Source organism: Janthinobacterium sp. SUN118 (assembly GCF_030397695.1).
Classification (GTDB): Bacteria; Pseudomonadota; Gammaproteobacteria; order Burkholderiales; family Burkholderiaceae_D; genus Janthinobacterium.
This window is the reverse complement of record NZ_JAPUBV010000005.1, coordinates 215,478-240,340: the sequence shown is the minus strand read 5'-3', so window position 1 is coordinate 240,340 and position 24,863 is coordinate 215,478. Positions and strand designations below refer to the sequence as shown.

18 protein-coding genes, 1 tRNA gene and 1 other RNA gene are annotated in these 24,863 nt (G+C 63.0%); 12 read left to right on the top strand and 8 right to left on the bottom strand.

Going from position 1 to position 24,863, the window contains the following annotated elements; genetic code table 11:
* Positions 1-28 precede the first annotated feature (28 nt).
* From ffs to O0880_RS25035, 6 genes are all read left to right on the top strand, one after another.
* Positions 29-127, top strand: an RNA gene (gene ffs / locus O0880_RS25060) — signal recognition particle sRNA small type.
* A gap of 238 nt (positions 128-365) precedes the next feature.
* The gene (dnaX, locus tag O0880_RS25055; RefSeq protein ID WP_289889275.1) at positions 366-2,696 is read left to right on the top strand and encodes a DNA polymerase III subunit gamma/tau; all 2,331 of its coding nucleotides are present in this window, start codon (positions 366-368) and stop codon (positions 2,694-2,696) included.
* Positions 2,697-2,737: 41 nt separating this feature from the next.
* Positions 2,738-3,064, top strand: a complete 327-nt coding sequence (locus O0880_RS25050) for a YbaB/EbfC family nucleoid-associated protein (RefSeq protein ID WP_034759121.1) — start codon at positions 2,738-2,740, stop codon at positions 3,062-3,064.
* Positions 3,065-3,111: 47 nt separating this feature from the next.
* Complete coding sequence (gene recR, locus O0880_RS25045; protein WP_034786598.1) at positions 3,112-3,702, top strand: recombination mediator RecR; 591 nt, start codon at positions 3,112-3,114, stop codon at positions 3,700-3,702.
* A gap of 7 nt (positions 3,703-3,709) precedes the next feature.
* On the top strand, positions 3,710-4,930 hold the full coding sequence (locus O0880_RS25040) for a CaiB/BaiF CoA-transferase family protein (RefSeq protein ID WP_289889272.1): 1,221 nt from the start codon (positions 3,710-3,712) through the stop codon (positions 4,928-4,930).
* Between the two features lie 162 nt (positions 4,931-5,092).
* On the top strand, positions 5,093-6,235 hold the full coding sequence (locus tag O0880_RS25035) for an esterase-like activity of phytase family protein (protein ID WP_289889271.1): 1,143 nt from the start codon (positions 5,093-5,095) through the stop codon (positions 6,233-6,235).
* Here O0880_RS25035 and O0880_RS25030 read toward each other — a convergent pair.
* From O0880_RS25030 to O0880_RS25015, 4 genes are all read right to left on the bottom strand, one after another.
* Positions 6,204-8,363: an EAL domain-containing protein gene (locus tag O0880_RS25030; RefSeq protein WP_071324687.1), complete on the bottom strand. Its 2,160-nt coding sequence runs from the start codon at positions 8,361-8,363 to the stop codon at positions 6,204-6,206. The genes O0880_RS25035 and O0880_RS25030 overlap by 32 nt on opposite strands.
* 1 nt (position 8,364) lies before the next feature.
* Positions 8,365-11,238 carry a response regulator gene (locus O0880_RS25025; protein WP_289889270.1) on the bottom strand — a complete coding sequence of 958 codons (2,874 nt, stop codon included), beginning with the start codon at positions 11,236-11,238 and terminating at the stop codon, positions 8,365-8,367.
* A 302-nt stretch (positions 11,239-11,540) separates the two neighbouring features.
* A complete protein-coding gene (locus tag O0880_RS25020) occupies positions 11,541-11,741 on the bottom strand; it encodes a YbdD/YjiX family protein (RefSeq protein ID WP_071326614.1) in 201 nt (66 codons plus the stop codon).
* Positions 11,741-13,801 carry a carbon starvation CstA family protein gene (locus O0880_RS25015; RefSeq protein ID WP_071324685.1) on the bottom strand — a complete coding sequence of 687 codons (2,061 nt, stop codon included), beginning with the start codon at positions 13,799-13,801 and terminating at the stop codon, positions 11,741-11,743. The genes O0880_RS25020 and O0880_RS25015 overlap by 1 nt, the downstream gene beginning before the upstream one ends.
* A 247-nt stretch (positions 13,802-14,048) precedes the next feature.
* On the opposite strand from O0880_RS25015, the gene O0880_RS25010 reads away from it, so the two are divergent.
* The 5 genes from O0880_RS25010 (at position 14,049) to O0880_RS24990 (ending at position 19,766) form a co-directional block, all read left to right on the top strand.
* Positions 14,049-15,419 (top strand): cache domain-containing protein, encoded by a 1,371-nt coding sequence (locus tag O0880_RS25010; protein ID WP_289889268.1) that lies wholly within the window; start codon positions 14,049-14,051, stop codon positions 15,417-15,419.
* Between the two features lie 8 nt (positions 15,420-15,427).
* Positions 15,428-16,063, top strand: coding sequence for a response regulator transcription factor (locus O0880_RS25005; protein ID WP_071324683.1), 636 nt, complete (start codon positions 15,428-15,430; stop codon positions 16,061-16,063).
* Between the two features lie 338 nt (positions 16,064-16,401).
* Positions 16,402-17,469, top strand: a complete 1,068-nt coding sequence (locus O0880_RS25000; protein ID WP_354669905.1) for an HDOD domain-containing protein — start codon at positions 16,402-16,404, stop codon at positions 17,467-17,469.
* Between the two features lies 1 nt (position 17,470).
* Positions 17,471-19,516 carry a bifunctional diguanylate cyclase/phosphodiesterase gene (locus O0880_RS24995; protein ID WP_289889262.1) on the top strand — a complete coding sequence of 682 codons (2,046 nt, stop codon included), beginning with the start codon at positions 17,471-17,473 and terminating at the stop codon, positions 19,514-19,516.
* 160 nt (positions 19,517-19,676) lie between these two features.
* Positions 19,677-19,766: transfer RNA gene (locus tag O0880_RS24990), tRNA-Ser, on the top strand.
* 1,014 nt (positions 19,767-20,780) lie between these two features.
* Here the strand turns inward: O0880_RS24990 and O0880_RS24985 are convergent.
* Together O0880_RS24985 and O0880_RS24980 are read right to left on the bottom strand one after the other, a co-directional pair.
* A complete protein-coding gene (locus tag O0880_RS24985) occupies positions 20,781-20,921 on the bottom strand; it encodes a hypothetical protein (protein ID WP_289889261.1) in 141 nt (46 codons plus the stop codon).
* A gap of 482 nt (positions 20,922-21,403) precedes the next feature.
* Positions 21,404-22,834, bottom strand: a complete 1,431-nt coding sequence (locus O0880_RS24980; protein WP_289889260.1) for a cytochrome P450 — start codon at positions 22,832-22,834, stop codon at positions 21,404-21,406.
* 89 nt (positions 22,835-22,923) lie between these two features.
* On the opposite strand from O0880_RS24980, the gene O0880_RS24975 reads away from it, so the two are divergent.
* The gene (locus O0880_RS24975) at positions 22,924-23,790 is read left to right on the top strand and encodes a helix-turn-helix domain-containing protein (protein ID WP_289889259.1); all 867 of its coding nucleotides are present in this window, start codon (positions 22,924-22,926) and stop codon (positions 23,788-23,790) included.
* 231 nt (positions 23,791-24,021) lie between these two features.
* Here O0880_RS24975 and O0880_RS24970 read toward each other — a convergent pair whose 3' ends face one another.
* Positions 24,022-24,369 (bottom strand): hypothetical protein, encoded by a 348-nt coding sequence (locus tag O0880_RS24970; protein WP_289889258.1) that lies wholly within the window; start codon positions 24,367-24,369, stop codon positions 24,022-24,024.
* Between the two features lie 37 nt (positions 24,370-24,406).
* Positions 24,407-24,700, bottom strand: coding sequence for a hypothetical protein (locus O0880_RS24965; RefSeq protein ID WP_289889257.1), 294 nt, complete (start codon positions 24,698-24,700; stop codon positions 24,407-24,409).
* Positions 24,701-24,863: the final 163 nt, after the last annotated feature.

Below are 24,863 nucleotides of genomic sequence, written 5' to 3'. Positions count from 1 at the left end.
CTTGCGCAGGTCGGTTATAATTGTCTCCGGCGGGCCCCTGCGCATCGTGGCATGGCTAACCTGGTCAGGTCGGGAACGAAGCAGCCACGGCTATTAACCATGAGTGCCGCAGATCAGGCTCGCCTCCTTCGGGAATGTTTTATCAGGATCGACAATCAAGCTGCCATGGGCGGCTTTTTTGTTTTATGGCCTCTTTTTCTTGCCAGGCCGCGGCATTGCCGGGCTTGTCCCTTTTTGCATAAATAGTCGCGGGGCATGTTATACAATTGCTGCTTTGCCGCGTCTGCCAGATTTGAATGGCCCGGCCATGAGGCTTGCGCCCGCCGCGCAGGATCACCCGCAAAATCGCATGGTAAAATCTCAGCATGTCCTATCAAGTCCTCGCCCGTAAATACCGCCCCAAGAATTTCGAGACGCTCGTCGGCCAGGAGCACGTCGTGCGCGCGCTCACGCATGCCTTGCACAGTGGCCGATTGCATCACGCCTACCTGTTCACGGGCACGCGCGGCGTCGGCAAGACGACCCTGTCGCGCATCCTGGCCAAATCGCTCAATTGCATCGGCCCTGACGGCACGGGCGGCATCACGGCCCAGCCGTGCGGCCAGTGCGAAGCGTGCACGGCGATCGACGCGGGACGCTTTGTCGACTATATAGAGATGGATGCGGCGTCGAACCGCGGCGTCGATGAAATGGCGCAGCTGCTCGAGCAAGCCGTATATGCGCCAAGCAATGCGCGCTTCAAGGTCTATATGATCGATGAGGTGCACATGCTGACGAACCACGCGTTCAATTCCATGCTGAAGACGCTGGAAGAGCCGCCCGAGCATGTCAAATTCATCCTGGCCACGACGGACCCGCAAAAGATACCCGTCACCGTGCTGTCGCGCTGCCTGCAGTTCAACCTCAAGCAGATGCCGCCCGGCCACATCATCAGCCACCTGGACAATATCCTGGGGCAGGAGGGCATCGCCTTCGAACAGCCGGCCTTGCGCCTGCTGGCCCAGGGCGCCCACGGTTCCATGCGCGATGCGCTGTCGCTGACGGACCAGGCCATCGCGTATGCGGCCGGCGAAGTGACCCTCGATGCCGTGCAAGGCATGCTGGGCGCGCTCGACCAGTCCTACCTGGTGCGTCTGCTCGACGCGCTGGCGCAGCAGGATGGCGCCGATCTCCTGGCCGTGGCCGACGAGATGGCCTCGCGCAGCCTGTCGTACAACGGCGCGCTGCAGGATCTCGGTACTTTATTGCACCGCATTGCGCTGGCGCAAAGCGTGCCGGCCGCCTTGCCGCAGGATCTGCCCGAATACGCGGACATCGTGCGCCTGGCCGCCGCCTTCGATGCGGAAGAAGTGCAGCTGTTTTACCAGATCGCCGTGCATGGCCGCAATGAACTGGGCCTGGCGCCCGACGAATATGCGGGCTTTACCATGACCTTGCTGCGCATGCTGGCCTTTCGGCCCGGCATAGGCGGCGCCGATGGCGTGCCGGCTGCCGCACCTGCGTCGGCTCCGGGCAATCGTCCCGCTGCCGTGGCCGCCGCGCGCGCGGCAGCAGGCGCGTCCGCACCGGCCGCCCGCGCCGCCACGAACAGCGTGGCCAGCCATGCTGCCGTGACGCCGCCTGCCGTCGTGGCCGCTGCCGCCGCCAGCATGGCGCGCAGCGAAGCGCCGCCGCCGCGCGCGCCGGCAGCCGTATCGGCGCCAGCATCAGCACCAGCGGCGCCGCCGCCCGCCGCCGCCGCGCCAGCCGCAGCTGCGCCGGCAGCGCCCGCTGCACCGCTCAGTTCCGCCCGCGCCGCCATCAATGCGGCGCTGGAAGCGGCCCGCGCCGCCTCGAAAGGCCGTCCCGGCAGCGCGCCGTCGGCGCCTTCCTCGGCGCCCAAGCCCGCCGCGCCGGCACCGGCCGCCGCCGTAGCCGTTGCCGCGCCAGCCACCGCGCCGGCCGCGCCTGTCCAGGCTGCGCCGCCACCGCCTGCCGCCGCGAAAGCGCCGGCGCCGTGGGACGACGCGCCACCGGTGGCCGTGATGGACGCGCCGGTGGTCGCGCCCGCGCCCGTGCAGCAGGCGCGTCCTGCGGCGGCGCCACAGCAGGCGCCGGCCGACGACGACTTGCCGCCATGGGTCACCGAATTCTCCGACGACAGCGCCTCGGCCGCCGTCTCGGCGCCGGCTGGCGCGCCAGCCATGCAAGGCAACGAGCAGCCGGCCGTCATCATGCCGCAGCGTGCCGCCAAGCAAGCCGCGCCCAGCGCACCGTATGTGATCACGCCCGTGCCCGGCCTGGACTGGGACGGCAACTGGCCGGCCGTCGCCGCCGTGCTGCCCTTGCGCGGCGTGGCCCAGCAGCTGGCCGTGCAGGCCGAGCTGATCGAATGCCTGCACGACGGCCACAGCACGACGTTCCGCCTGCGCGTGCCGATCGACACGTGGCGCAGTCCCGCCAACGTGGAAAAACTGGCGGCCGCGCTGACCGAGCGCTTCGGGCGCAAGGTGAATGTCGATACGGAACTGGGCGCCGTCTGGTACACGGCCAGCGCGGAAGCGCAGGCGCACCGCGAGGCGTGCCAGCTGCAAGCGGAAGCAACCATCGCCAGCGACCCCTTCGTGCTCGACATGAAGCGTGCATTCGACGCTTTTGTCGTGCCGGGAACGATTACCCCTGCACCGGCCGGCTCCGCCGCGCCGACCCTGCATTGATGATTAACACACTCACAAACTGAATTGAACGGAGCATTCTCATGATGAAAAATCAACTGGCTGGCCTGATGAAGCAGGCGCAAGCAATGCAAGACAACATGAAAAAGGCCCAGGAACAACTGGCGCTGGTGGAAGTGGAAGGCCAGTCGGGCGCCGGCCTCGTGAAAATCGTCATGACCTGCAAGAACGACGTCAAGCGCGTATCGATCGACCCGTCGCTGCTGGCTGACGACAAGGACATGCTGGAAGACCTGGTCGCCGCCGCCTTCAACGACGCCGTGCGCAAGGCGGAAGCGACGTCCGCTGAAAAAATGGCAGGCTTGACCGGCGGCATGAACTTGCCAGCCGGCTTCAAAATGCCATTCTGATGACACACCGCATGCGCTCGATCTGCGGCACGGGGCAAGGTTGATCCATGTCCAAGTCGCTTGAATTTTTGACCGAGGCGCTGCGGCGCCTGCCCGGCGTCGGCCCCAAGTCGGCGCAGCGGATGGCATTTCATTTGTTGCAGCACGATAGGGAAGGCGCGGCCATGCTGTCGCGCGCCCTGTTCCAGGCCGTCGATGCCGTGCATCACTGCGGCCTGTGCAATACCTTTACCGAACATGAAGTGTGCGAGACCTGTCTCGACGAAGAGCGCGACAAGCGCTTGCTGTGCGTGGTGGAAACGCCGGCCGACCAGCTGATGATCGAGCAGACGCTCACCTACAAGGGCCTGTATTTCGTGCTCATGGGGCGATTGTCTCCGCTCGACGGCATCGGCCCGAAAGATATCCACCTCGAAAAATTGCTGAACCGCGCCAACGATGGCGTGGTCGGCGAAGTGGTGCTGGCCACCAACTTCACGAATGAAGGCGAAGCGACGGCCCATTACATCAGCGAAATGCTGAAGGCGCGGGGCTTGCGCGTGAGCCGCCTGGCCCGCGGCGTGCCCGTGGGGGGCGAACTGGAATACGTCGACGCGGGCACCATCGCCCGCGCGATGCTCGACCGCAGGGCAACCTGAACACGACATGACAGACGCTTCCGCATCTTCCGGCCCCCTCAAAGGCATCAAAGTCCTGGAACTGGGCACCCTGATCGCGGGACCGTTCTGTGCCCGCATGCTGGCCGAATTCGGCGCCGACGTGATCAAGATCGAGTCGCCCGATGGCGGCGACCCCATCCGTACCTGGCGCGTGCTGAAGGATGGCACTTCGCTGTGGTGGTCGGTGCAGGCGCGCAACAAGAAAAGTCTCACGCTGAACCTGAAGTCGCCGGAAGGCCGCGCCATCGCGCGCCAGCTGGCGCTGGAAGCGGACATCATCATCGAGAATTACCGCCCCGGCGTGCTGGAGAAGTGGGATCTCGGCTATGCGCAGCTCAAGCAGATCAAACCGTCCCTCATCATGGTGCGCCTGTCCGGCTTTGGCCAGACGGGTCCCATGAAGGACTTGCCCGGTTTCGGCGCCATCGGCGAAGCCATGGGCGGCCTGCGCTATGTATCCGGCTTTGCCGACCGTCCGCCCGTGCGCGTGGGCGTGTCCATCGGCGACTCGGTGGCGGCCCTGCACGGCGTGATCGGCGCCATGATGGCGCTGCGCCACCGCGACGTGACGGGCGGGCGCGAGCACGGCGAAGGGCAGATGGTCGACGTGGCCCTGTACGAATCCGTGTTCAACCTGATGGAATCGCTGGTGCCCGAATACGACCAGGCGGGCGTCGTGCGCGAGCGCACGGGCGGCTCGCTGCCCGGCATCGTGCCCTCGAATACCTATACGACGGGCGATGGCGAAAACATCGTCATCGCCGGCAATGGCGACGCCATCTTCAAGCGCCTGATGCTGGCCATGGGCCGCATCGACATGGCGGGCGACCCGCAACTGGCGCGCAACGACGGCAGGGTGGCGCGCACGCAGGAGATCGACGACGCCATCGGCGCCTGGTGCGCCACGCACACGATAGACAGCGCGCTGGACGTGCTGCAGGCGGCCGACGTGCCCGCCGGCAAGATCTACTCGGTGCGCGACATGCTGAGCGATCCGCAGTTTCTTGCCCGCGACATGTTTGAACAGCACCATTTCGCCGACGGCACGCCCGTCAAATTGCCGGCCATCAGCCCGAAACTGTCGGCCACGCCGGGCAGGACGCAGTGGCTGGGACCGACCCTGGGCCAGCATAACGACGAGGTGCTGGCGTCGCTCGGTTATGACGCCGCCGCCATCGCGCGCCTGAAGGCCGACGGCGTGTTGTAATAAGGTGTCGGTCGGATTAGCGGCGGTACGCCGCGTAATCCGCCATCGCCACAGGCCGCGCCTGTATCGTCCGTCCACACACCAACCGGGCCAACCATGTTGTCGGATTACACGGGGCTTTGCCCCGCTAGTCCGACCTACGCAAATTACCTGATACTTATCATGCATCGATTTTTTCACCGCGTGCCCGCCGCGCTTGCCCTGGCCAGTGCCGCCATCCTCCTGTCCGCCTGCGCCAGCTTTCCCCACGATGCGCCGATTGCGGGCCTGCGCCTGATCGGCGAGCAGCGCATCGCCTTGAAGCAGCCGTTCCAGGGCACCACGGTGGGCGGCCTGTCCGGCATCGACTACGATGCGGCCAGTGGCACCTGGGTGATGGAAAGCGATGACCGCTCGGAAATCAATCCGGCCCGTTTCTACCGCGCCACGCTCGCCTACGACAGCGCGACATTCACCGGCGTGACGTTCAACAGCGTGCATTTCTTCACGCAGCCCGACGGCAGCCGCTATCCGAACCTGGCGCATGCCAGGCTGGAGCAGGGTGACGCGGTGGCCGACATCGAAACCATCCGCGTCGATCCCCGCGACGGCAGCCTGTGGTATGGCAGCGAAGGCAACCGCAAGGTGGGCTTGCACCCGTTCGTGCGCCACGCGGACCGCGACGGGCGTTACCTGGCCACCTTGCCGACTCCCGCCATGTTCCGCGTGTCGAAGGACGAAACCGGCTCGCGCAACAACATGAGCTTTGAGGCGCTGTCGTTTGCCAGCGATGGCAAGAGCCTGTGGCTGGGCATGGAAGCGGCCCTGTATCAGGATGGCCCGCTGGCCACGCCCGATCGCGGTTCCGTCGTGCGCATCACGCGGCTGGACCGCGCCGGCGCCGTGCTGGGCCAGTATGCGTATGCTATCGAGCCGGTGGCGTCGCGGCCGGCGCCGGGACGCGAAGCGGACAATGGCGTGTCGGAAATCCTCGCCGTCAACGACCATCAATTGCTGGTGGTGGAGCGGGCCGGCGTGGAAAACGCGGACGGCGTCTACGCCAACCACGTGCGCGTGTACGAAATGGATACGCAGGGCGCCACCGACATCCAGTCCATCCCGGCGCTGGCGGGCGCGGCCTACGTGCCGGCGCGCAAGCGCCTGCTGCTGGACCTGGAAAAGACTGGCCTGCCGCGGGTCGACAATATCGAAGGCATCAGCTGGGGACCGCGCCTGGCGAACGGCCGGCGCAGCCTGGTGATGATTTCCGACGATAACTTCAACGCGCAGCAAGTCACGCAAATCCTTGCCTTCGAAGTGCTCTAGCTTCAAGGCTGGCCATCTGGCCCGCCTGCTTGAGCAGCATGGCTGTGATGGCGTCGTGCGGCGACGGGTGGCCGAGGAAATAGCCCTGGGCCATGTCGCAGCCATATTCTTCCAGCATCAGCAATTGCTCGTCCGTCTCCACGCCCTCGGCCACCACCACCATCTTCAAGCCATGCGCCATGGCGATGATGGCGCGCGTGATGGCCGCGTTTTCCGCGTCCTGCGGCAGGCCGGCGATAAAGCTCTTGTCGATCTTCAAGGCCCGCACGTCGAAGCGTTTTAAGTAATTCATCGACGAATATCCCGTGCCGAAGTCGTCGATGGACAGGTACACGCCGATGCCGCGCAACTGCTCCAAGGTCACCATGGTGGCGCGCGCGTCGTCCATCAAGGTGCCTTCCGTCAATTCCAGCTCCAGCAGGCGCGCGTCCAGGCCCGTGTCGGCCAGCACCGAGAGCACGATCTGCATCAGGTTTTCATCCTTGAACTGCTTGGCCGACAGGTTGACGGCCATGCGGATGGCGCGCCCGCCATCGCTTTGCCACGCCTTGGCCTGGTTGCAGGCCGTGCGCAGCACCCATTCGCCGATCGGCACGATGAGACCCGTCTCTTCGGCCAGCGGGATGAATTCCGTGGGCGAAATGATGCCCCGTTCCGGATGGCGCCAGCGCACGAGCGCTTCGACGCCGACGATCTGCGTGCTGGGCACGTCGATCTGCGGCTGGTACAGCAGATACAGCTCGTTGTTCTGCAAGGCCTTGCGCAAACCCACTTCCATCTTGACGTGGCTCATGATTTCCATCGTCAGCGAGGAACTGTACAGCTTGGCGTTGTTCTTGCCGCAGTTCTTCGCGTGGTACATGGCCGTGTCCGCATATTTGAGCAGCGAGTTGCAATCCTCGCCATCTTCCGGATACAGCGAGATGCCGATGCTGGCCGTGACGAAAATCTCGTGCGATTCGATCATGAAGGGCCGGCGCATGGCTTCCTTGACGCGGTGCGCCACGTTCAGCGCGTCTTCCACCCGCTCCAGGTCGGGTATCAATATGGTGAATTCATCGCCGCCCAGGCGCGCCAGGTTGCTGCCGCCGGAGGTGGGCTCAAACTCGTGTTCGGCGCGCAGCACCAGGTCGCTGGGACGGATGGTTTCGCGCAGGCGCTCGGACACCACCTTGAGCAAGTGGTCGCCCACGTCGTGGCCCAAGGTGTCGTTGATGCGCTTGAAGGCGTCGAGGTCCATGAACAGCACGGCGAATTTCTTGTCGTGCTCCTTCGAGCGGGACAGTTCGCGCTCCAGCGTTTCCAGGAAGGCTTGGCGGTTCGGGATGCCCGTCAGGCTGTCGCAATAGGCGAGGCGGCGGATCTGTTCCTCGGTGCGCTTGCGTTCGCTGATGTCGCGCACGAGGCCCAGCACCTCGTCGGCGCCCGTCGCCACCAGGCGCGCCTCGAAGTGGCGCGTGCTGTCGCCGTGCGTGAGCGTGTAGTCGACCGAGCGGATGTGCTGCGTGGCCAGCACGGCGTGCGCCTGGTCCAGCAGGCGCGCGGCGATCTCCGGCGGCAGCACGTCGCGGATATGGCTGCCCACGCAGTTTTCGATGGAAAAGCCGGCGCTGGCGTCGTGGCCCTGTTCGTAGTCGAGATAATAGCCCTCGCGGTTCAGGCGAAAGAAGGTGTCGGGGATGGCGGCCAGCACGGCGCGGTTGTGCGCGTCGGCGATGCGCAGGCGGGCGATGGCGTCGCTGGCGCGCAGCACGTACAGCACGCGGTGGCCGAGGATGGGCCAGTTGATGGGCTTGGAAATGAAGTCGGTGGCGCCTACCTCGTAGGCGCGCGTGACGGCTTCCAGTTCGTCGCCGCCCGTGACCATGATGATGGGCACCGTGCCGCCCACTTCCTGGCGGCGGATTTCGCGGCACACGGCAAAGCCGTCCAGGGCCGGCATGTCGACGTCGAGCATGACCAGGTCCGGCCCGCTGTGCTTGTAGCTGGCCAGCGCCTGCACGCCATCCTCGGCCTCGATCACGTCCAGGCCCACCTGCGTGAGCATCTGCCGCATCAGCAAGCGCATCACGGGATCGTCGTCGGCCACCAGCACCAGGCCGCGGGGAGGGGAGAGGGGCGCTGTCATGTCAGTGTTCCTTCACGAGGATGGCGCTCAGCGATTCGCGCACCGCCAGGAATGCCTGCTGCATCTGCTGCAGCAGGCTGGCCGCGCCTTCCGTGCTGCCGGCGCGGCCCAGTTTCTCCATCTCCTTGCACAGTTGCGCCAGGCCGTCGGCGCCCACGTTGGCGCTGCCGGACTTCAGGCTGTGCGCCACCTTGCGCAGCGCTTCCGCATCGGTGCCGGCGATGGCGTCGCGCATGGCGGCCAGCTGGCGCGGCGTCTCGCCCGTGAAGGCGAGGATGACGCGCTCGAGCAGCGCGTCGCCATCCGTGCCGGACAGGGCGCGGATGTTTTCCAGCGCCTGCCGGTTCAGCGGCTGGCCCGCCGGCTGGGCCGCGGCCGTGGGCGCCGGCATCGGTGGCGGCGCCTGCTGTGCCTGGGGCTGCACCTGCATCGCCGGCTCTGGCGTCTCGCTGTGGTGCACGGTGGCCGCGCGCGGCAGGGTGATCCAGCGCGCGATCGTGTGGCCGAGGTCTTGCTGCGTGAACGGCTTGCTCAGGTAGTCGTCCATGCCGGCCGCCAGGCACGCTTCGCGGTCGCCCTGCAGCGCGTTGGCCGTGATGGCGACGATGGGCAGCACGCGCGCGTGGCCGCACTGCTGTTCGTGGCGGCGGATTTCCGCCGTGGCGGCAAAACCGTCCATCACGGGCATCTGGCAATCCATCAGGATCAGGTCGAAATCCTCGGCCTGTGCCGCCTGCAGCGCTTCTTCGCCGTTGTGCGCGCACACCACGTCCAGGCCCAGGCTGTCGAGCATGGCCAGCGCCACTTCCACATTGACGGCATTGTCCTCGGCCAGCAGCACGCGGCGGCGCTGGCGCCGGCCCACCTGGCGCGAAGCGTGCGGCGGATGGATGCGCAGGCTGTCGCTGGCGCGCGGCGGCGTGACGATGCAGTCGAACAGGTCGCATTCGCGGGCCGGCTTGATCAGCTGGAAGGCCACGCCCGCCTCGCGCCGCTGGACGGGGTCGGCCGCACCCTGTTCCGTGCTCAGCAACAAGAGTTTCAGGTCGGCCAGCAGCGGGTCGCTCTTGATGGTGGCGGCCAGGGCCAGGCCGCTGGTGCGCGGCAATTCCATGTCGAGCAGGGCCACGGCATATGGCGTGCCGGCCTGCGCGGCCGCACGCAGGCGCGCCAGGCAGTCGCTGGCCGTGCCGGCGCTGTCGCTGACGATGTGCCAGCTGGCCAGTTGCCGCTCCAGCACGGCGCGCGTGGCGGGTGTGTGGTCGACGATCAAGGCGCGTAACCCTCGCGTGGTTTTCAGATTGAAGGACGGGTCATCGCTGTCGACCCGGCGCTTATCGAAATTTACTTCGAACCAGAAGATCGAGCCTTGCGTTAAAGCATTGTCGACGCCGATTTTTCCGCCCATCAGCTCCACCAGCTGTTTCGAGATCGTCAGGCCCAGGCCCGTGCCGCCATGCTTGCGCGTGGTCGAGCCGTCGGCCTGCGAGAACGATTCGAAGATGCGGCTCTGCGCTTCGTTCGACACGCCGATGCCCGTGTCGTGCACCTCGAAGCGCAAGCCCACGCTGGGCGCGTCCTCGCAGCACACTTCCACCTTCACCGTGACCTTGCCCGTTTCCGTGAACTTGATGGCGTTGCCCAGCAGATTGACGATGATCTGGCGCAGGCGGTTCGGGTCGCCGCAGATGGCGATCGGGATATCGTTGGCGATGTCGAATTCCAGGCAGATATTCTTCGCTTCCGCCTGCGGCGCGAACACGTGCTCGATATCGTCGAGCAGTTCGCGGAAATTGAAGCGGATGTATTCGACGCTGAGCTTGCCCGCCTCGATCTTGGAAAAGTCGAGGATGTCGTTGATGATCACCAGCAAATTCTGCCCCGAACGCTGCACCATGCTCGTGTAGTGGCGCTGCTGCGCCGTCAGCGGGCTGGCCAGCAGCAGCTCCGTCATGCCCAGCACGCCGTTCATGGGCGTGCGGATTTCATGGCTCATGGTGGCGAGGAAGGCGCTTTTCGCCTGGCTGGCCGCCTCGGCCGCATCCTTGGCCTTCTCCAGCTGCGCCGTGCGCACGCCCACCTGGCGTTCGAGCTGGTCGCGGTAATTGGCCAGGGTGCTGTCGCGGCTGTCGATCTGCGCCAGCATGTCGTTGAAGCTGTCGATCAGCACGCCCAGCTCGTCGCTGCGCTGGTGGGCGATGCGGTGGCTATAGGTCTGGCTGCTCGAGACTTTTTGCGCTGTATCAATGAGCTTGGTGATCGGTTCGGCGATCACGCTCTTGAAGCGCCGCGCCAGGAACACGGCGATCAGGAAGGACAGCACGGTGGCGCCGCCGATGGCGCCCACGTGGCGGCCGATGTCGCGCCACATGTGGTTCAGGTCAGCCTCGATCAGCACGACGCCGATGAACTTGGGCGCCTTGTCCTGTGTCCAATAGATGGGGCGGTACAGGCGCATGGCGGGCGCCAGGGTGCGACCTGTCGCTTGCGCCATGCTTTCCGTGGCCAGGCCGGCCAGCAGGGCCGGCTCCAGGTTCTGCAGCGGCGCCAATCCCTGCGCATGCTGGGGCGCGCGGTACTGGGCCAGCAGGCGGCCGCCGGCGTCGAACAGGGCCGCCTGGGCGATCTCGTCGCGCGCCGCCAGCGCCGCCAGCACTTGCTCCGCCTGCGCCGGCCTGCCCGCCAGCAAGGGCGCCGCCCCGGCCGCGCCGATGACGCCCGCCAGCGACAACAATTGCTTGCCTTCATCGTCTTTGTGGCTGAGCACGGACGTCAGGGCAAACGCGACGAATACCAGCAGCAGCGCGCAGCCCGACGACAGCACCGAGATCATGGTCAGCTTCTGGCTGATGCTGGAGCGTTGGAAATTGAACATGGCTGCGGCGCTCTCCGTTCGATCCGTTGACTGTTTTTTAATTCCTATTGGAAAAATATAGACGCGAAGACACACCCCGATGTTGATGTGGGTCTAATGGAAGAAAGGGGGAGGGGAACTTATACGAGAGAGAATGGATAGGGCGGTCTCACAAGACCGCCCTCAAATTATTGCTGAGTAACAACACCTGAACCAGCCGTCGCGAGCGGAAGGGAGAGGTGGCCGAGAAGCGCAACCGTACTCAAGTACGGTGAGCATCGCAAGCCGCCTATACCGACGCGCAGCAGGCTGGGTCCGGTGTCTTAGCAGCAGCCGCCGCGCTTGCCAGCCCCGCCATAGCGGGCTTCCTGGCGTTCGCGGAAGAACTCTTCATACGTCATCATCGGCTCGCCGGGATGGCTTACTTCCCGGTGCGCCACATAGGTGTCGTACTCGGGCAAGCCGCACATCAGCCGCATGCTTTGTCCCAGGTAACGTCCAGCCTTGATGATTTCGTCGATCATCATTGCACCGTGGGCATGGCCTGGAACGGCGTTTCCTTGGTGCTCGGCTTGCTGTCGGCGCGCGCCTTCAGAATCGTGCGGATGCCGAAGAACAGCACGCTGACGACGACGATGACGAAGAAGGCGGCCAGGCCGGCGTCCAGGTAATCGTTGAAGATGATCTGCTGCATCTGCGCCACCGACTTGGCTGGCGCCAGCAGGGTGCCTTCATCCAATGCCGCCGAGTATTTCTTGGCATGCGCGAGGAAGCCGACGCGCGGATTGGCGTCGAAAATCTTTTGCCAGCCCGCCGTCAGCGTGCACAGCAGCAGCCAGATGGTCGGCAGGATCGTCACCCACGCGTACTGGCCCCGTTTCATCTTGAACAGCACGCAGGTGCCGAGGATCAGCGCGATGGCGGCCAGCATCTGGTTGGCGATGCCGAACAGCGGCCACAGGGTATTGATGCCGCCCAGCGGATCGACCACGCCCTGGTACAGGAAGTAGCCCCAGGCCGCCACGCACAGGCCCGTGGCCAGCAGGTTGGCGATGACGTTTTCCGTCTGTTTCAGGCTAGGCACGAAGCTGCCCAGCAAATCCTGCAGCATGAAGCGGCCGGCACGCGTGCCCGCATCGACGGCCGTCAGGATGAACAGCGCTTCGAACAGAATCGCGAAGTGGTACCAGAAGGCCATCATGGCCTTGCCGCCGATGGCGCCGGAGAGGATCTGCGCCATGCCGACGGCCAGGGTCGGCGCGCCGCCGGCGCGCGAGATGATGCTGTGCTCGCCAACATCCTTCGCCGTCTGCGTCAGCATTTCCGGCGTCACATAGAAGCCCCATTGCGAGATCGCCTGTGCGGCCGATTCCGCCGTGGTGCCGATCAGGGCGGCCGGGCTGTTCATGGCGAAATAGATGCCGGGCTCGATGGTCGAGGCGGCCACCAGGGCCATGATGGCGACAAACGATTCCATCAGCATGGCGCCATAGCCGATGAAGCGGGCATGGCTTTCGTTTTCGATCATCTTCGGCGTGGTGCCCGAGGAAATCAGCGCGTGGAAGCCGGACACGGCGCCGCAGGCGATGGTAATGAACAGGAAGGGGAACAGATTGCCTGACCAGACAGGGCCGGAGCCGTCGATGAACTTGGTCATGGCCGGCATTTTCAGGTAAGGCGCGACGACGATGATGCCGATGGCCAGGCCGAGGATGGTGCCGATCTTCAGGAAGGTCGACAGGTAGTCGCGCGGCGCCAGCAGCAGCCACACGGGCAGCACGGAAGCGATGAAGCCGTAGCCGATCAGCATCCACGTCAGTTCCGTGCCCGTGAAGGTGAACATCGGACCGAGCACGGCGTGTTCCTGCACGTACTGGCCGCCGATGATGGCCAGCATCAGCAGCACGAAGCCGATGATGGAAATTTCGCCGATGCGGCCGACGCGGATGAAGCGCGAATACACGCCCATGAACAGGGCGATGGGAATCGTCGCCATGACGGTGAAGCTGCCCCATGGGGAACCGGTCAGCGCCTTGACGACGATCAAGGCCAGCACGGCCAGGATGATGACCATGATCATGAAGCAGCCCAGCAGGGCGATCATGCCGGGAATCTCGCCCAGTTCAGCCTTGATCAGGTCGCCCAGCGAGCGGCCGTCGCGGCGCATGGAGATGAAGAGCACGATGAAATCCTGCACGGCGCCGGCAAACACGACGCCGGCCAAAATCCACAGCATGCCGGGCAGATAGCCCATCTGCGCGGCCAGCACGGGGCCGACCAGGGGGCCGGCGCCGGCAATTGCCGCGAAGTGGTGGCCGAACAGCACATATTTATTCGTCGGCACGTGGTCGAGGCCATCGTTGTGCTTGAAGGCGGGTGTCATGCGGCGGGCATCCAGGCCCAGCACCTTGTCGGCAATGAACAGGCTGTAGAAGCGGTAGGCGATCAGGTAGACGCAGATGGCGGCGACGACGATCCAGATCGCACTGATCGGCTCGCCACGTTGCAGGGCGACGACGCCCAGGGACCCGGCGCCTGCCAGCGCAAGCGCTGCCCAGCCGAGCTGTTTGAAAATGCGGTTCATGCTTCCTCCAGAGATTTGACGGGCGCTGTGCCGTGCGATGATGGTGTGCCGCCGCTCCTGGTCGTCGCCAGGTTGATGTTGCTTTTGCTGTATCGGCAGCTTATGGCGAGTATTCAGGAATCGTATAATTGCCGCAAGCGCAGCACTACGCAGTAACGCTCAGTATTACTACGCAGATCAAACACGGCGCCGCGACGTAAAATCACGGATTTCCACCAGCATCGACGACGCCGGAGCGCGCCAGGCCATGAAACTCAGACAGAAAGTCATCTTCCTGGCCATCACGCCGCTGATCCTGGCCATGTGCGCGATCGCGTTTGCCGTGCGGCACCAGGCCATCACGCTGGCCGAGCAGCAGCGCGCCACCATCCAGCAAGCCTACCTGGCCAGCAAGGAGGCCGAACTCAAGCATTACGTGACGCTGGCCAGCCATTCCATCGCCTCGCTGTACCAGTCGGGGCGCAAGGACGCCGCCACGCAAGAGGAAGCCAAGCGCATCCTCGCCTCGCTCAGCTATGGCGACGACGGCTATTTCTTCATCTACGATTTGCAGGGCAAGTCGCTGATGCACCCGCGCCAGCCCGAGCTGGTGGGACAGAACCTGTGGGAATTGCGCGACGCCGAGGGCAACCTGACCATCCAGCGCCTGATGCAGCGGGCGAACAGCGGCGGCGGTTTCGAACGCTACAACTGGATCAAGCCGTCGACGAACAAGTCCGCGCCCAAGCTCGGCTATGTGATTTTGATGCCGGAATGGGGCTGGATGATGGGCACCGGCATCTATATGGACGATGTGGACCAGGCGCTGGCCAAGGTGGACGCCCAGCAGTCGCGCAATATCCGCTCGACCATGGAACTGATCGCCGCCATCGCCATCCTCGGCGCCTTGCTGGTGGCCGGCTCCGGCCTGGCGCTGAACTTGCGCGAGCTGCGCGTGGCCGATGCCAAGCTGAAAGTGCTGGCGCAGCGCGTGGTGGAGTCGCAGGAAGAGGAGCGGGCGCGGCTGTCGCGCGACTTGCATGACGGCATCAGCCAGTGGCTGGTGTCGATCAAGCTGCAGATCGAGGCCGGCATCGCGCGCCTGGCCGGCAATCATGAACAGAAGGAAAAAGCGCCCGCCACGTTCGAGCGTGCCGCCGAGCAACTCAACAAGGTGCTGGGCGAGGTGCGGCGCATTTCGCACAACCTGCGCCCGGCCATCCTCGACGACCTGGGCCTGGCCGCCGCGCTCGACCACCTGGTGCACGAATTTAACGACAGCAGCAGCGCCCAGGCCAGTTTCGCGGCCAGTCCGCCGACCGCGGGCGAAGGCTTGCCCGACATGGTCAATACCGTGCTGTTCCGCATTGCCCAGGAAGCGCTGACCAATTGCGAGCGCCATGCCCACGCCAGCGGCGTGGAAGTGAGCCTGCACGAAGCGGGCAAGGGGGTGGAGCTGCGCATCCGCGACAATGGCGGCGGTTTCGACTTCGACGGCATCGCCCTGCATCCGCAGCGCGGCATCGGCTTGCGCAACATGACGGAACGCATGGAAGCCATCGGCGGCAGCCTGCACATCACGTCCTCGCCGGCCGGCACCCTGGTGCTGGCGCGGCTGGACTTTCCCCCAACACACTGATACATACCATGACCGAAACGATCAAGATCCTGCTGGTGGACGACCACCCCCTCGTGCGCGACGGCTTGCGCGCGCGCCTGGAAGCGGTGGCGCATTTCGACGTGGTGGCCGAGGCGGGCGGCGCCGACGAGGCGCTGGCCCAGGCGCGCGCGCACCAGGTGGACCTGGTATTGATGGATATCAACATGCGCGGCACGAATGGCATCGAGGCGACCGCGCTGTTCAAGCAGGCGTTTCCGCAGATCGCCGTGCTGATCCTGTCCATGCACGACAAGCTCGAATACGTGTCGCAGGCGCTGCAGGCGGGCGCGCGCGGCTATGTGCTCAAAGATGCTCCAGGGAAAGATATTGTGTTCGCCATCGAGACGGTGATGTCCGGCGGCATTTATTACAGCGCGGCCCTGGCGCGCCAGCTGTCGCGCCCGCAAGTGCACGACTCCTTCCTCACCACGCGCGAGCAGCAGGTGCTGCAGCACATCGCGGCGGGCCAGTCGAACAAGCAGATCGCCCGCGACCTCGACCTGAGCGTGCGCACGGTGGAGACGCACCGGCTGAACATCAAGCGCAAGCTCGGTATCGAAGGCCAGGCTGAACTGATCAAATACGCGGTCGAGCACGCGCAGTTCGATGGCGGCGGCGCTTGATTGCTGCCTGCGCGTAGCAGTGTATTTTTTTCAAACCCGCATGACAGGCGGGTCTCGCGGGGGAATGTTTTTTTTGAACATTTATTGCCAATATTAAACTGTTTCGTGGGTGAGATTCGGATAGAATGATTCTTGCTGTCGAAATGGCATCCCTGCCGGGCCAGGGTTGCCAATGCTGGTCAGTTTATTTACTATGGCGCCCTACCCACACTGAGATACCGATGTCAGCATCTGAATCAAACCTGTTTCCATTGGTGGGATTACAAGCAGTTGCCAATGCTCATAATGAGTGGGTCGCTGTCACCTTGCATGTACCGCAGCCATCGACGGCGCCGCTAATGACGGCGCTGACCGCAGCGCTGGCCACTGCCGATGCGTATGCCTTCCTGGCGCCGCTCGACTGCATCATTCCCCTGGCCGACCCGCATGGTGTGGACGAGGCCGTGCTGGCGCAACTGGCGCCGCAACGCACCATCTTCCGCTTGCCGGCCACGTTTGCCGGCGACAAGCAAATCCAGAAGAAATGCCAGCAATGGCGCGATGCCGGCTACCGCATCATCCTCGACGGCGCCAGCGCCGGTCCCGTGACGGCGGCGCAGGTCGAGGCGCGCGCGCTGAGCATCGACGCGGCCGGCGAACTGCCGGGCCTGCATCAATTGCTGTCGCTGCCGGGGCCGCACCTGGCCTACAACATCGGCGATGCGCAGAAGCTTGCAGCATTGCAAGATCTCGGCGTCAGCTGGTTTGCCGGCGACTACGCCTTGCATCATGCGCGCCAGCAAAGCGAGCCGGAGGACGCCACCTCGCGCAAGCGCCTGCTGGCGCTGCTGGGCTTGCTGGCCCGCGACGCTGACGCGCATGAGCTGGAAGTGCCGCTCAAGCAAGATCCATCGCTCAGCTATCATTTGTTGAAACTGGTCAACTCGGCCGCCTTCGGTTTCACGGCGCCGATTACCAGTTTCAGCCAGGCCATCACCCTGCTGGGCCGGCGCCAGCTGCAGCGCTGGCTGCAACTGCTGCTGTATGCGCGCCAGCAGGACGATGGCAAGATCCATGCGCTGTTGCCGCTGGCGGCCGTGCGCGCGGCGCAGATGGAAGCGCTGTGCCAGTTGCGCGGCGGCGACCGCGACGCGCAGGACCTGGCCTTCATGGCCGGCGTGTTTTCGCTGCTCGACATCCTGCTGGGCATGCCGATGCAGGACATCATCGCCACCCTGAACCTGGCGCCCGAAGTCAGTGCCGCCTTGCTTGAGCGCAATGGCGAACTGGGCACCTTGCTGGCGCTGGTCGAATGTCCGGCGCCGCCGCCCGAGGGCTTGCACCGCGCCGGCATCGATGGAGAAACTTATTGGCGCAGCCTGCTACAGGCGTACCAGTGGGCCATCCAGGTCAGCCGGAACCTCTAGCATGACCGTGCTTCCGGTGTCGGATTACCTCAGTGACAGCGCCGCCCTGTGCGACGCCGTCGTGCGTTTGCGTGGCCAGGCGCTGGTGGCCGAACTGGGGCGCATTGCCAGCGCCGTGATGGCCAGCCCGTATTGCCAGTTCCTGCCTTCGGCCAGCGCCGATGGCGGCCCGCCGCCAGCGCCTTTTGCGCGCGATACGCCCGCCTTGCTGCAGGAAATCAGTTTTGACGGCCATTGCTTCGGCCATTTCGCCGTGGCCGGGCGCAGCCTGTACAACGACGCCGACCGCCGCCACCTGGCCAGCCTGGCATCCCTGACGGCGGGCGTGCTGCAAGTACATACGCTGGCGCAACGCTCGACCCATGCCTACGCGCAAGTCGAAGCCTTGCTGGCGCAGCAGACGCAAATCCTCGACCAGTTGCACGAATCCGTGCTGACGATGGACTTGACGGGCTACATCACCAGCTGGAACAAGGGCGCCGAGCGCCTGTTCGGCTATTCCTCGGTGGAAGCCGTGGGGCGCAACATCCTGTTCCTGTATGACGAGGAAGACACGGGTTTCCACGACGCCTTCCTGGAGCAGGGAGGGCGCCTGATGGAGGTGCGCCGCCGAAAGAAGTCGGGCGAGATCTTCTGGGCCAGCCTGTCCCTGTCGCCGCTGCACGACATGGACGACAAGCGCATCGGACTGATCGCCTACCTGACGGACATCACCGAGCGCAAGCTGGCCGAAGAGCGCTTGCACCACCTCGCGTATTACGACCCGCTGACGAGCCTGCCTAACCGCACCCTGCTGGCCAAGCTGGTCGACCAGGCCCTGAGCGTGGCGCAGCGCAGCAAGATGCTCGGCTGCGTGCTGTTCATCGACCTGAACCGTTTTAAACTGATCAACGACACCCTGGGCCGGCGCATCGGCGATGAATTGCTGCGGCAAGTCTCGCTGCGTTTCCGGCAGGCACTGCGCGACCAGGACTTGGTGGCGCGCCTGGGCGGCGACGAATTCGCCGTCGGCCTGTTCGACATCGGCCAGCACTTTGAAGCGAGCATGGTGTCGCAAAAGCTGCTGGCGTCGCTGGTGGAGCCGTTCCTGATCGAGGGCCACGACCTGCGCGTGGGCGCCAGCATCGGCATCAGCGTGTATCCGCAGGACGGACAGGATGCGGAAACCCTGCTGCGCCTGGCCGACATCGCCATGTACCGCGCCAAGCAGGACAGTGGCGGCGAAGCGGAAAGCGTGGCTTTCTACAGCCAGGACATGAATCTGGGCATGCAGGCGCGCATGCGCCTGGAAACGGGCTTGCGCCAGGCCCTGTCGGAGCAGCAACTGCTGCTGCACTACCAGCCGAAATACGCGCTGGCCAGCGGCCGCATCATCGGCGCCGAAGCGCTGGTGCGCTGGCATCACCCGCAGCACGGCATGATCCCGCCCGCCGAATTCATCCCCCTGGCCGAATCGACGGGCCTGGTGGTGCAAGTGGGCGAATGGGTGCTGGAAGCGGCTTGTGCCCAGGCGCAAGCGTGGAAACTGGCCGGCCTGCCGCCGATCCGCCTGGCCGTCAACGTTTCCGCCCGCGAATTCACGGCGGCCCTGCCGGCGAGGGTGGCGGCGACCCTGGCCCGCTATGGCCTGGAAGCGGCCTGGCTGGAACTGGAAATCACGGAAAGCACGCTGATGCACAACATCGAGCGCGTGATCGGCATCATGGACCGCATCACGGCGCTGGGCGTGGCCCTGTCGCTGGACGACTTCGGCACCGGCTACTCGAGCTTGTCCTACCTCAAGCGTTTCCCCATCGACACGTTAAAGATCGACCGTTCGTTCACCACCGGCATCCCCACCGACGCCAGCGACTGCGCCATCGCCAGCACCATCATCAGCATCGCCCAGCAGCTGCACCACAAGGTGATCGCGGAAGGCGTGGAAACGGCGGAGCAGCTGGAGTTTTTGAAGAGTTCGGGTTGCGATGAAGTGCAGGGCTATTTGTTCTCGCGCCCGCTGCCGGCGCGGGAGTTCGAGACGGCGCTGCGGGAAAACTGGGGCGTGTAAGGCTGTTGCTCTGCATGCCTGCACAGGTATTGAATCCTTGGCTGAAGAGCCGGGCTCATCCCCGCCGGTACGTCCCCAGTCCTTGCCGCTGGGGGAAATAAGCCCCCGAGAGTGCTAGCCATTGGTAAGCCACTGACCTTTATGTATAATGCTGGCATCTGGAAGCGTGGCCGAGTGGTTGAAGGCACTAGTCTTGAAAACTAGCGACGGGTTAAACTGTTCGTGAGTTCGAATCTCACCGCTTCCGCCAAGTACATAAAAAATTCGTGAGTATACTCAACCTATATTCCACCGAATTTCATTTAAAATCAACGACTTAGCTTGATTTTCATCCCTCCGAGTCACAGATTCGGAACCATCCCAAAACCTTCCCACAGAATCACGCGTAGGCGGAAATGTAGGTATCATGCGGTTTTTCTAAAGCCCGTAAGGGGTCTCGTTTTGTGCGCTATACGTTGAGTATCGTGTATTTTCTGAGTGCGCTCTTGGCCGCTTTGTCGGCCGTCCAGTCAGGCGGGCGCTCGCATTTATCGCTCTGCTCTGGTGCTTCAGTATATTCTCGCTTGTTGCTCCGGTTATTTCATTCGATCAAATGTCTTGCGCGCATTGACCGCCCCAGTACGTGTAACGACAAACTGATGCTGCTTCCGGCCAAGGGCGGACACTTCCACCGGGCAGGGACCGCTACTTTGTCGCCCAACGAATAAAGACTCTTCGCCGAGACGCCAAATAAGAGGGGTGAATGAAGGAAATACGCAGACAGAATTTCGTTTATACCTTGGTGGAAGACGACCAAGGGCGATACTTCTTTGAGTTGGTCGTGCCTGCACCAATGTGCGCATGGGCAATCTATGTGCTTAAGGTTAGAGCGTCGTCGTTTCAAAAATGGATGATAATAATCAAACCCGACTTGGCCGACCGTATAGCAGAGCGTTTGATTTGTCAGGAGAAAGTGCGTCAGATTGAACGTTTCTGAACGGCTGCACCGGGGCGAAAGCAGCCGCTGAGCGGATTGGGTGGCGCAGGTTTATGCCGCTTCTGCGCCGGCTACTGCTTGCGTAGACCCCAATGATTGCTGACGGTATCAGTTCATGTACTGACTTTTTCGAGCGCTGGGTAGATGCTGGTGATCTGGATATTAGTGATGGCGATTTCGATACGCTAGTTCGAAACCAATTTATTGGTGTGCGAGCCGTCGTTCACATCTTTTCCAGGGGAGTGGTCTTGGGAAGCAGCCTACCGAAGGCAGACTGCTTCGAGAAAACTAATTTTTCTTGGAAGCGATCACTGAGGCGGTGAACTTAAACATCTTCTCCAGCAAATGCCAAATTGCGACCGCCGGCGAGAAGAAGCCTCGAGGAGTCTCCCGTGCGCCCTTAATGAAGCCTTCCACAAATGCGTTCATTTCATTATCTCCGTAGTTACCTAATAGGTGGAGTAAATTGCCAAATTGGCAATATGTTCCGCATTTGGATATAGTATCAGTTTTTTCACGATTTCATCGAAAACGCGTAAGGTATTACCCCCACTAATGGCGCCCATTTAGCCAGAAGGTATCGTGCCCTGACAAAAATAATTGAGCTGTGAATCAGTGCGCCAGCTAGCAGGTCCCATCTGGTCATAAACTAATCTAATGAATGTGCCAGCGTATAGCTTCATACTGTTTTATCGCCGTGACTGGCCTCATTCTTCTCAGGCATCCAAGGCTCCTCGCTGTTTTCGCGGATGATGTCGCGCATTTCTATAATGCGATCCCATGCCTTTTTGACGGCGCTTTATGCATTCTGCTTGGTCGTATACCTACCTCATGGCATTGGAGCGGTGGAGCGGTTTACCGCCACGCTAGAGATAACTTACTCCACAAAAAATAGCCCCGTCCAAGCGCGGTCAGTCCATGACCGCCGATTCGCGCTGGCGCAAGGTGATCGCCAGCGGCGTTGGCATCATCGTGAAACCCATCACTTCATTGGGGGCGGCACCAGTCAGTGGTCGAACTTGACTCACATCGAAGTTGGCCAGCAGCGTTACCATCGCTACTTTGATTTCCATCAGTGCCAGGTAGCGCCCTGGGCACATTCTTGGCCCGGCCCCAAACGGTAGAGACAACCGGCGGGCAGCGCCATCGTCACCAAGCCAACGCTCCGGGTTGAAACGCTGTGCGTCGGGAATGAAAGCCTCGGCCACGCTGTCGTGCCGCAATACGCACCACAGCAGGGTGTTCGCCGGCAGGCGCACATCCAATACGGTGGTCTCGCACAGCGCCTGCAGCGGCAAGAATGGCGCGGGCGGCTTCAGGCGCATGGCTTCAAGCGCACATGCTTCCACATAGTCGAGGCTATCCATCTGTTCGGGCGTCATCGTGCGGGTATCGGATACCTTGCTCAGCACTTCCTGTTGCGCCTGTTTCAATGCCGTCGGATTCCGCCACAGCAGCCATATCAGCCATGCCAGCGCGCTGGCAGTCGTTTCCTGGCCGCCCAGCAGCATGGTGGAGACATTGCCAGAAATGACGGCATGATTGACGCCGCTGCCTGGTTTCTCGGCCGCCAACAGCATGGCCTGCAGCATGTTGACGGGCTGGGCGCGCAGAGCAGAATCTGCCGCAAGCGCCTCGCGTGCCTGGGCGATGAAACCGTCCGTCGCCGCCTGCAGTGCGCGTACGCTGCGTTCCAGGCGCCGGTCTGCGGGAAGCCGCAGCCAGCGCCAGTAAGGGAAGGGCATCAGCGAGCGGCGGGCCACCCCGGCCATCACTTCGCTGACGTCTTCCTGCAGCTTGTCGTCGCCGTTGAGCAGCGTATTGACGTCTTCACCAAAGGCGAGACCGGCAATCACATCGACCGTGTAGCGTTTGAGGTCACCAGAAAGATCCATCTCCTGCTGCGCTTGTGCTGCAGTGCTCCAGCGCTGCGCCAGTCGCAGGCCCACTTGACGCAGACGCACAAAATACGCTTTGACCATGGATGGCGAAAAGCTGTGCATCACCATGCGGCGCTGCGTTAGCCATTCATCGCCCTCGGCCAGCAGCAGACCGGGCGCGCCGCCCAGTTCGGCCGAGATGTCGGCCGTCACGGCGGGGCGGCGGAAGGTGTCGGGCCGCGCACGCAGTACCTGGCTGATTACGGCGCTGTCAGACAGCACCACCACCTGTCGGCTCCCTATCCTTGCCCGGAATATCGGACCGTAGCTCCCGCTCCATTTTTCCATGGTCTGGTGGATGTTCCGTGGGTTGAGCTGGTGCGCATTGCCGAGAAACGGCAGAGTGGGTGGAGCAGGCAAATCGGCGATCTCGCGTGAAATGGGCATGGCGGCGGTATTCATGAGGCTCCCTCGGTTGGCATGTGATGCAGGCAGTATCGTTTGGCCAGTCAAGCAAGTCTTGAACGTTTGCGACACGCTACAATGCTTTCATGACGCCACCTGATGCCATCTATCCGCCGACTGTTGCACGCCTCGTTGCCCCCCGCGTGGCGCTGGCTTCCTGCGTACGGGCCTGGCTGGTACGCAGCACCATCGGTTCTGCTCCGTTGCCGCCGGCACAGCGTCTTAATCGCTTTCCCGCGACGCCGTTCTGCGCCATTACATGGATGATCGAGGGAAGCGCCACATTGGTGGAGCCGGCCACCGGCGAGGAAGCAGGCCCCGGTGACGCGGTCTTTTCCGGCCCGCGCACGCAGCCGTGCATTACTGCCAATCCCGGCCCCGTGCACACGATTACGGTGCTGTTCTTTGCTGATGCGCTGCATAGGCTGACCGCGATGGACATGTCCGCCCAGATCAACAATATGGCCGAGCTTGGCGCTGCGCTCGGTGAAGAATGGCGGGCATTGTCGGCGCCCTTGCTGATGGCTGCGGACGATGAGGCTCGCATCGCCGTGCTGGAAGACTGGCTGGAGCCGCGATGGCGCCTGGAGCGAGGCTCCGAGGGCGCATTGTGGGCGCCGATCCACGACTGGCTGCAGGCGCTCGCCCTGCGGGCCGCAACGGCAGGCGCGGGACGCAGCGCACGGATGGTGGAGCGTCGTGTCCGGACGTGGACAGGGCATCCCTTGCGTATGCTGCGCCGCCTGGCGCGGGCCGAGGAATCGTTAGTGGCTGCGACGCGCGAGCAGCAGCAGGGGAAAACGTCGCTGTCCGACGTGGCGGCCCGTTCGGGCTATGCGGATCAGGCTCATCTGTCGCGTGATGCACGCGAATTGGTCGGCGCAAGCCCGCGCGAGTTGATTACACTTGCACAGTCGGATGAGAGCTATTGGTTGTACCGCATATGGGTCTGACAGGCGATGCATCGGCAAGCTTGTCCGTAGGTAGGTAGTTTAGTAGCTACGGCTCTTGAAAGTTCGTTAAAGCCGCATATGGCTTAGCTATTCGTATTGCACCGCTCCACCAAGAAATAATGAAACCGCCTTCGGGCGGTTTTTATTGCCTGGCGGAAGCGAGCAGGGCGCCTGCAGGCCCTGCGTGTGAGATGCGAAGGGCCGTGTCGGACGTGGCCGCCGCAGCTGAATTTAAGTGAGCTCGAAATACATGAGAGTTTCAGAAAACGATTGATCCTTGCAGACATCTGCGCCTCTTAACTTGACAGTTTTTCCGGCAAGATAGGCAGCAAGCAAGCCGGCGTAATATTCTTTTGCACGCGGACGCTTTAAGGAAAATGAGAGGTAGTCGCCGTTGGAACCGTGACATGCAGGGGCATCCTTTACGCCTCCTTCGGGAATGATATAAACGACATCGCCATCTTCATAGACCACGATGGATGATATCTTGGCCGTGGTCCAGCCAGCTAATGCGCTGCCGCTCAACATGGAGAAAAGCAGGCAAATGCTTATTTTAGATAGTTTCGAGGAAAATTTCATAATCGCTATATTCCAATAAATTTCATAAATAATAATTTTACTTTATTGCTTTTATGAAATGAAGTATATTTTTCTGCCATTTGACATGCCTTGAGCGATTTTTTCGTGCGCGCGGCTCGACGACGTGCGGCGCACTTTGTTGTCGCGCTATGCCGCGCTTCGTGGCGATCAAATCGAACAGCATTTTGTTGAGCGCAAGCAGTTCTGCATTGCTCACGTAGACCATTTCTGTGGACCTTGCCATGAGACTGGACGAGCGCTTCCCTGGCGCATCGGGCGTGCCGATGGGATGCCGGCCGCCATCGCCGGGAGAGGGGAATTCCGGCAGCAAGTTTGCTGCTGTCGACTTCGATGCTGGCGATACATGCCGATGGACCTTCGCTCATGCGGCGTTGCCCCTAGCCCGATGACGAAAAGCGGAGAATAATGATACTCGACCCGGACCAGTATCTCGGCTGGCCCGATACTTCCCTTGTGAGCGAACAGGATTTGTC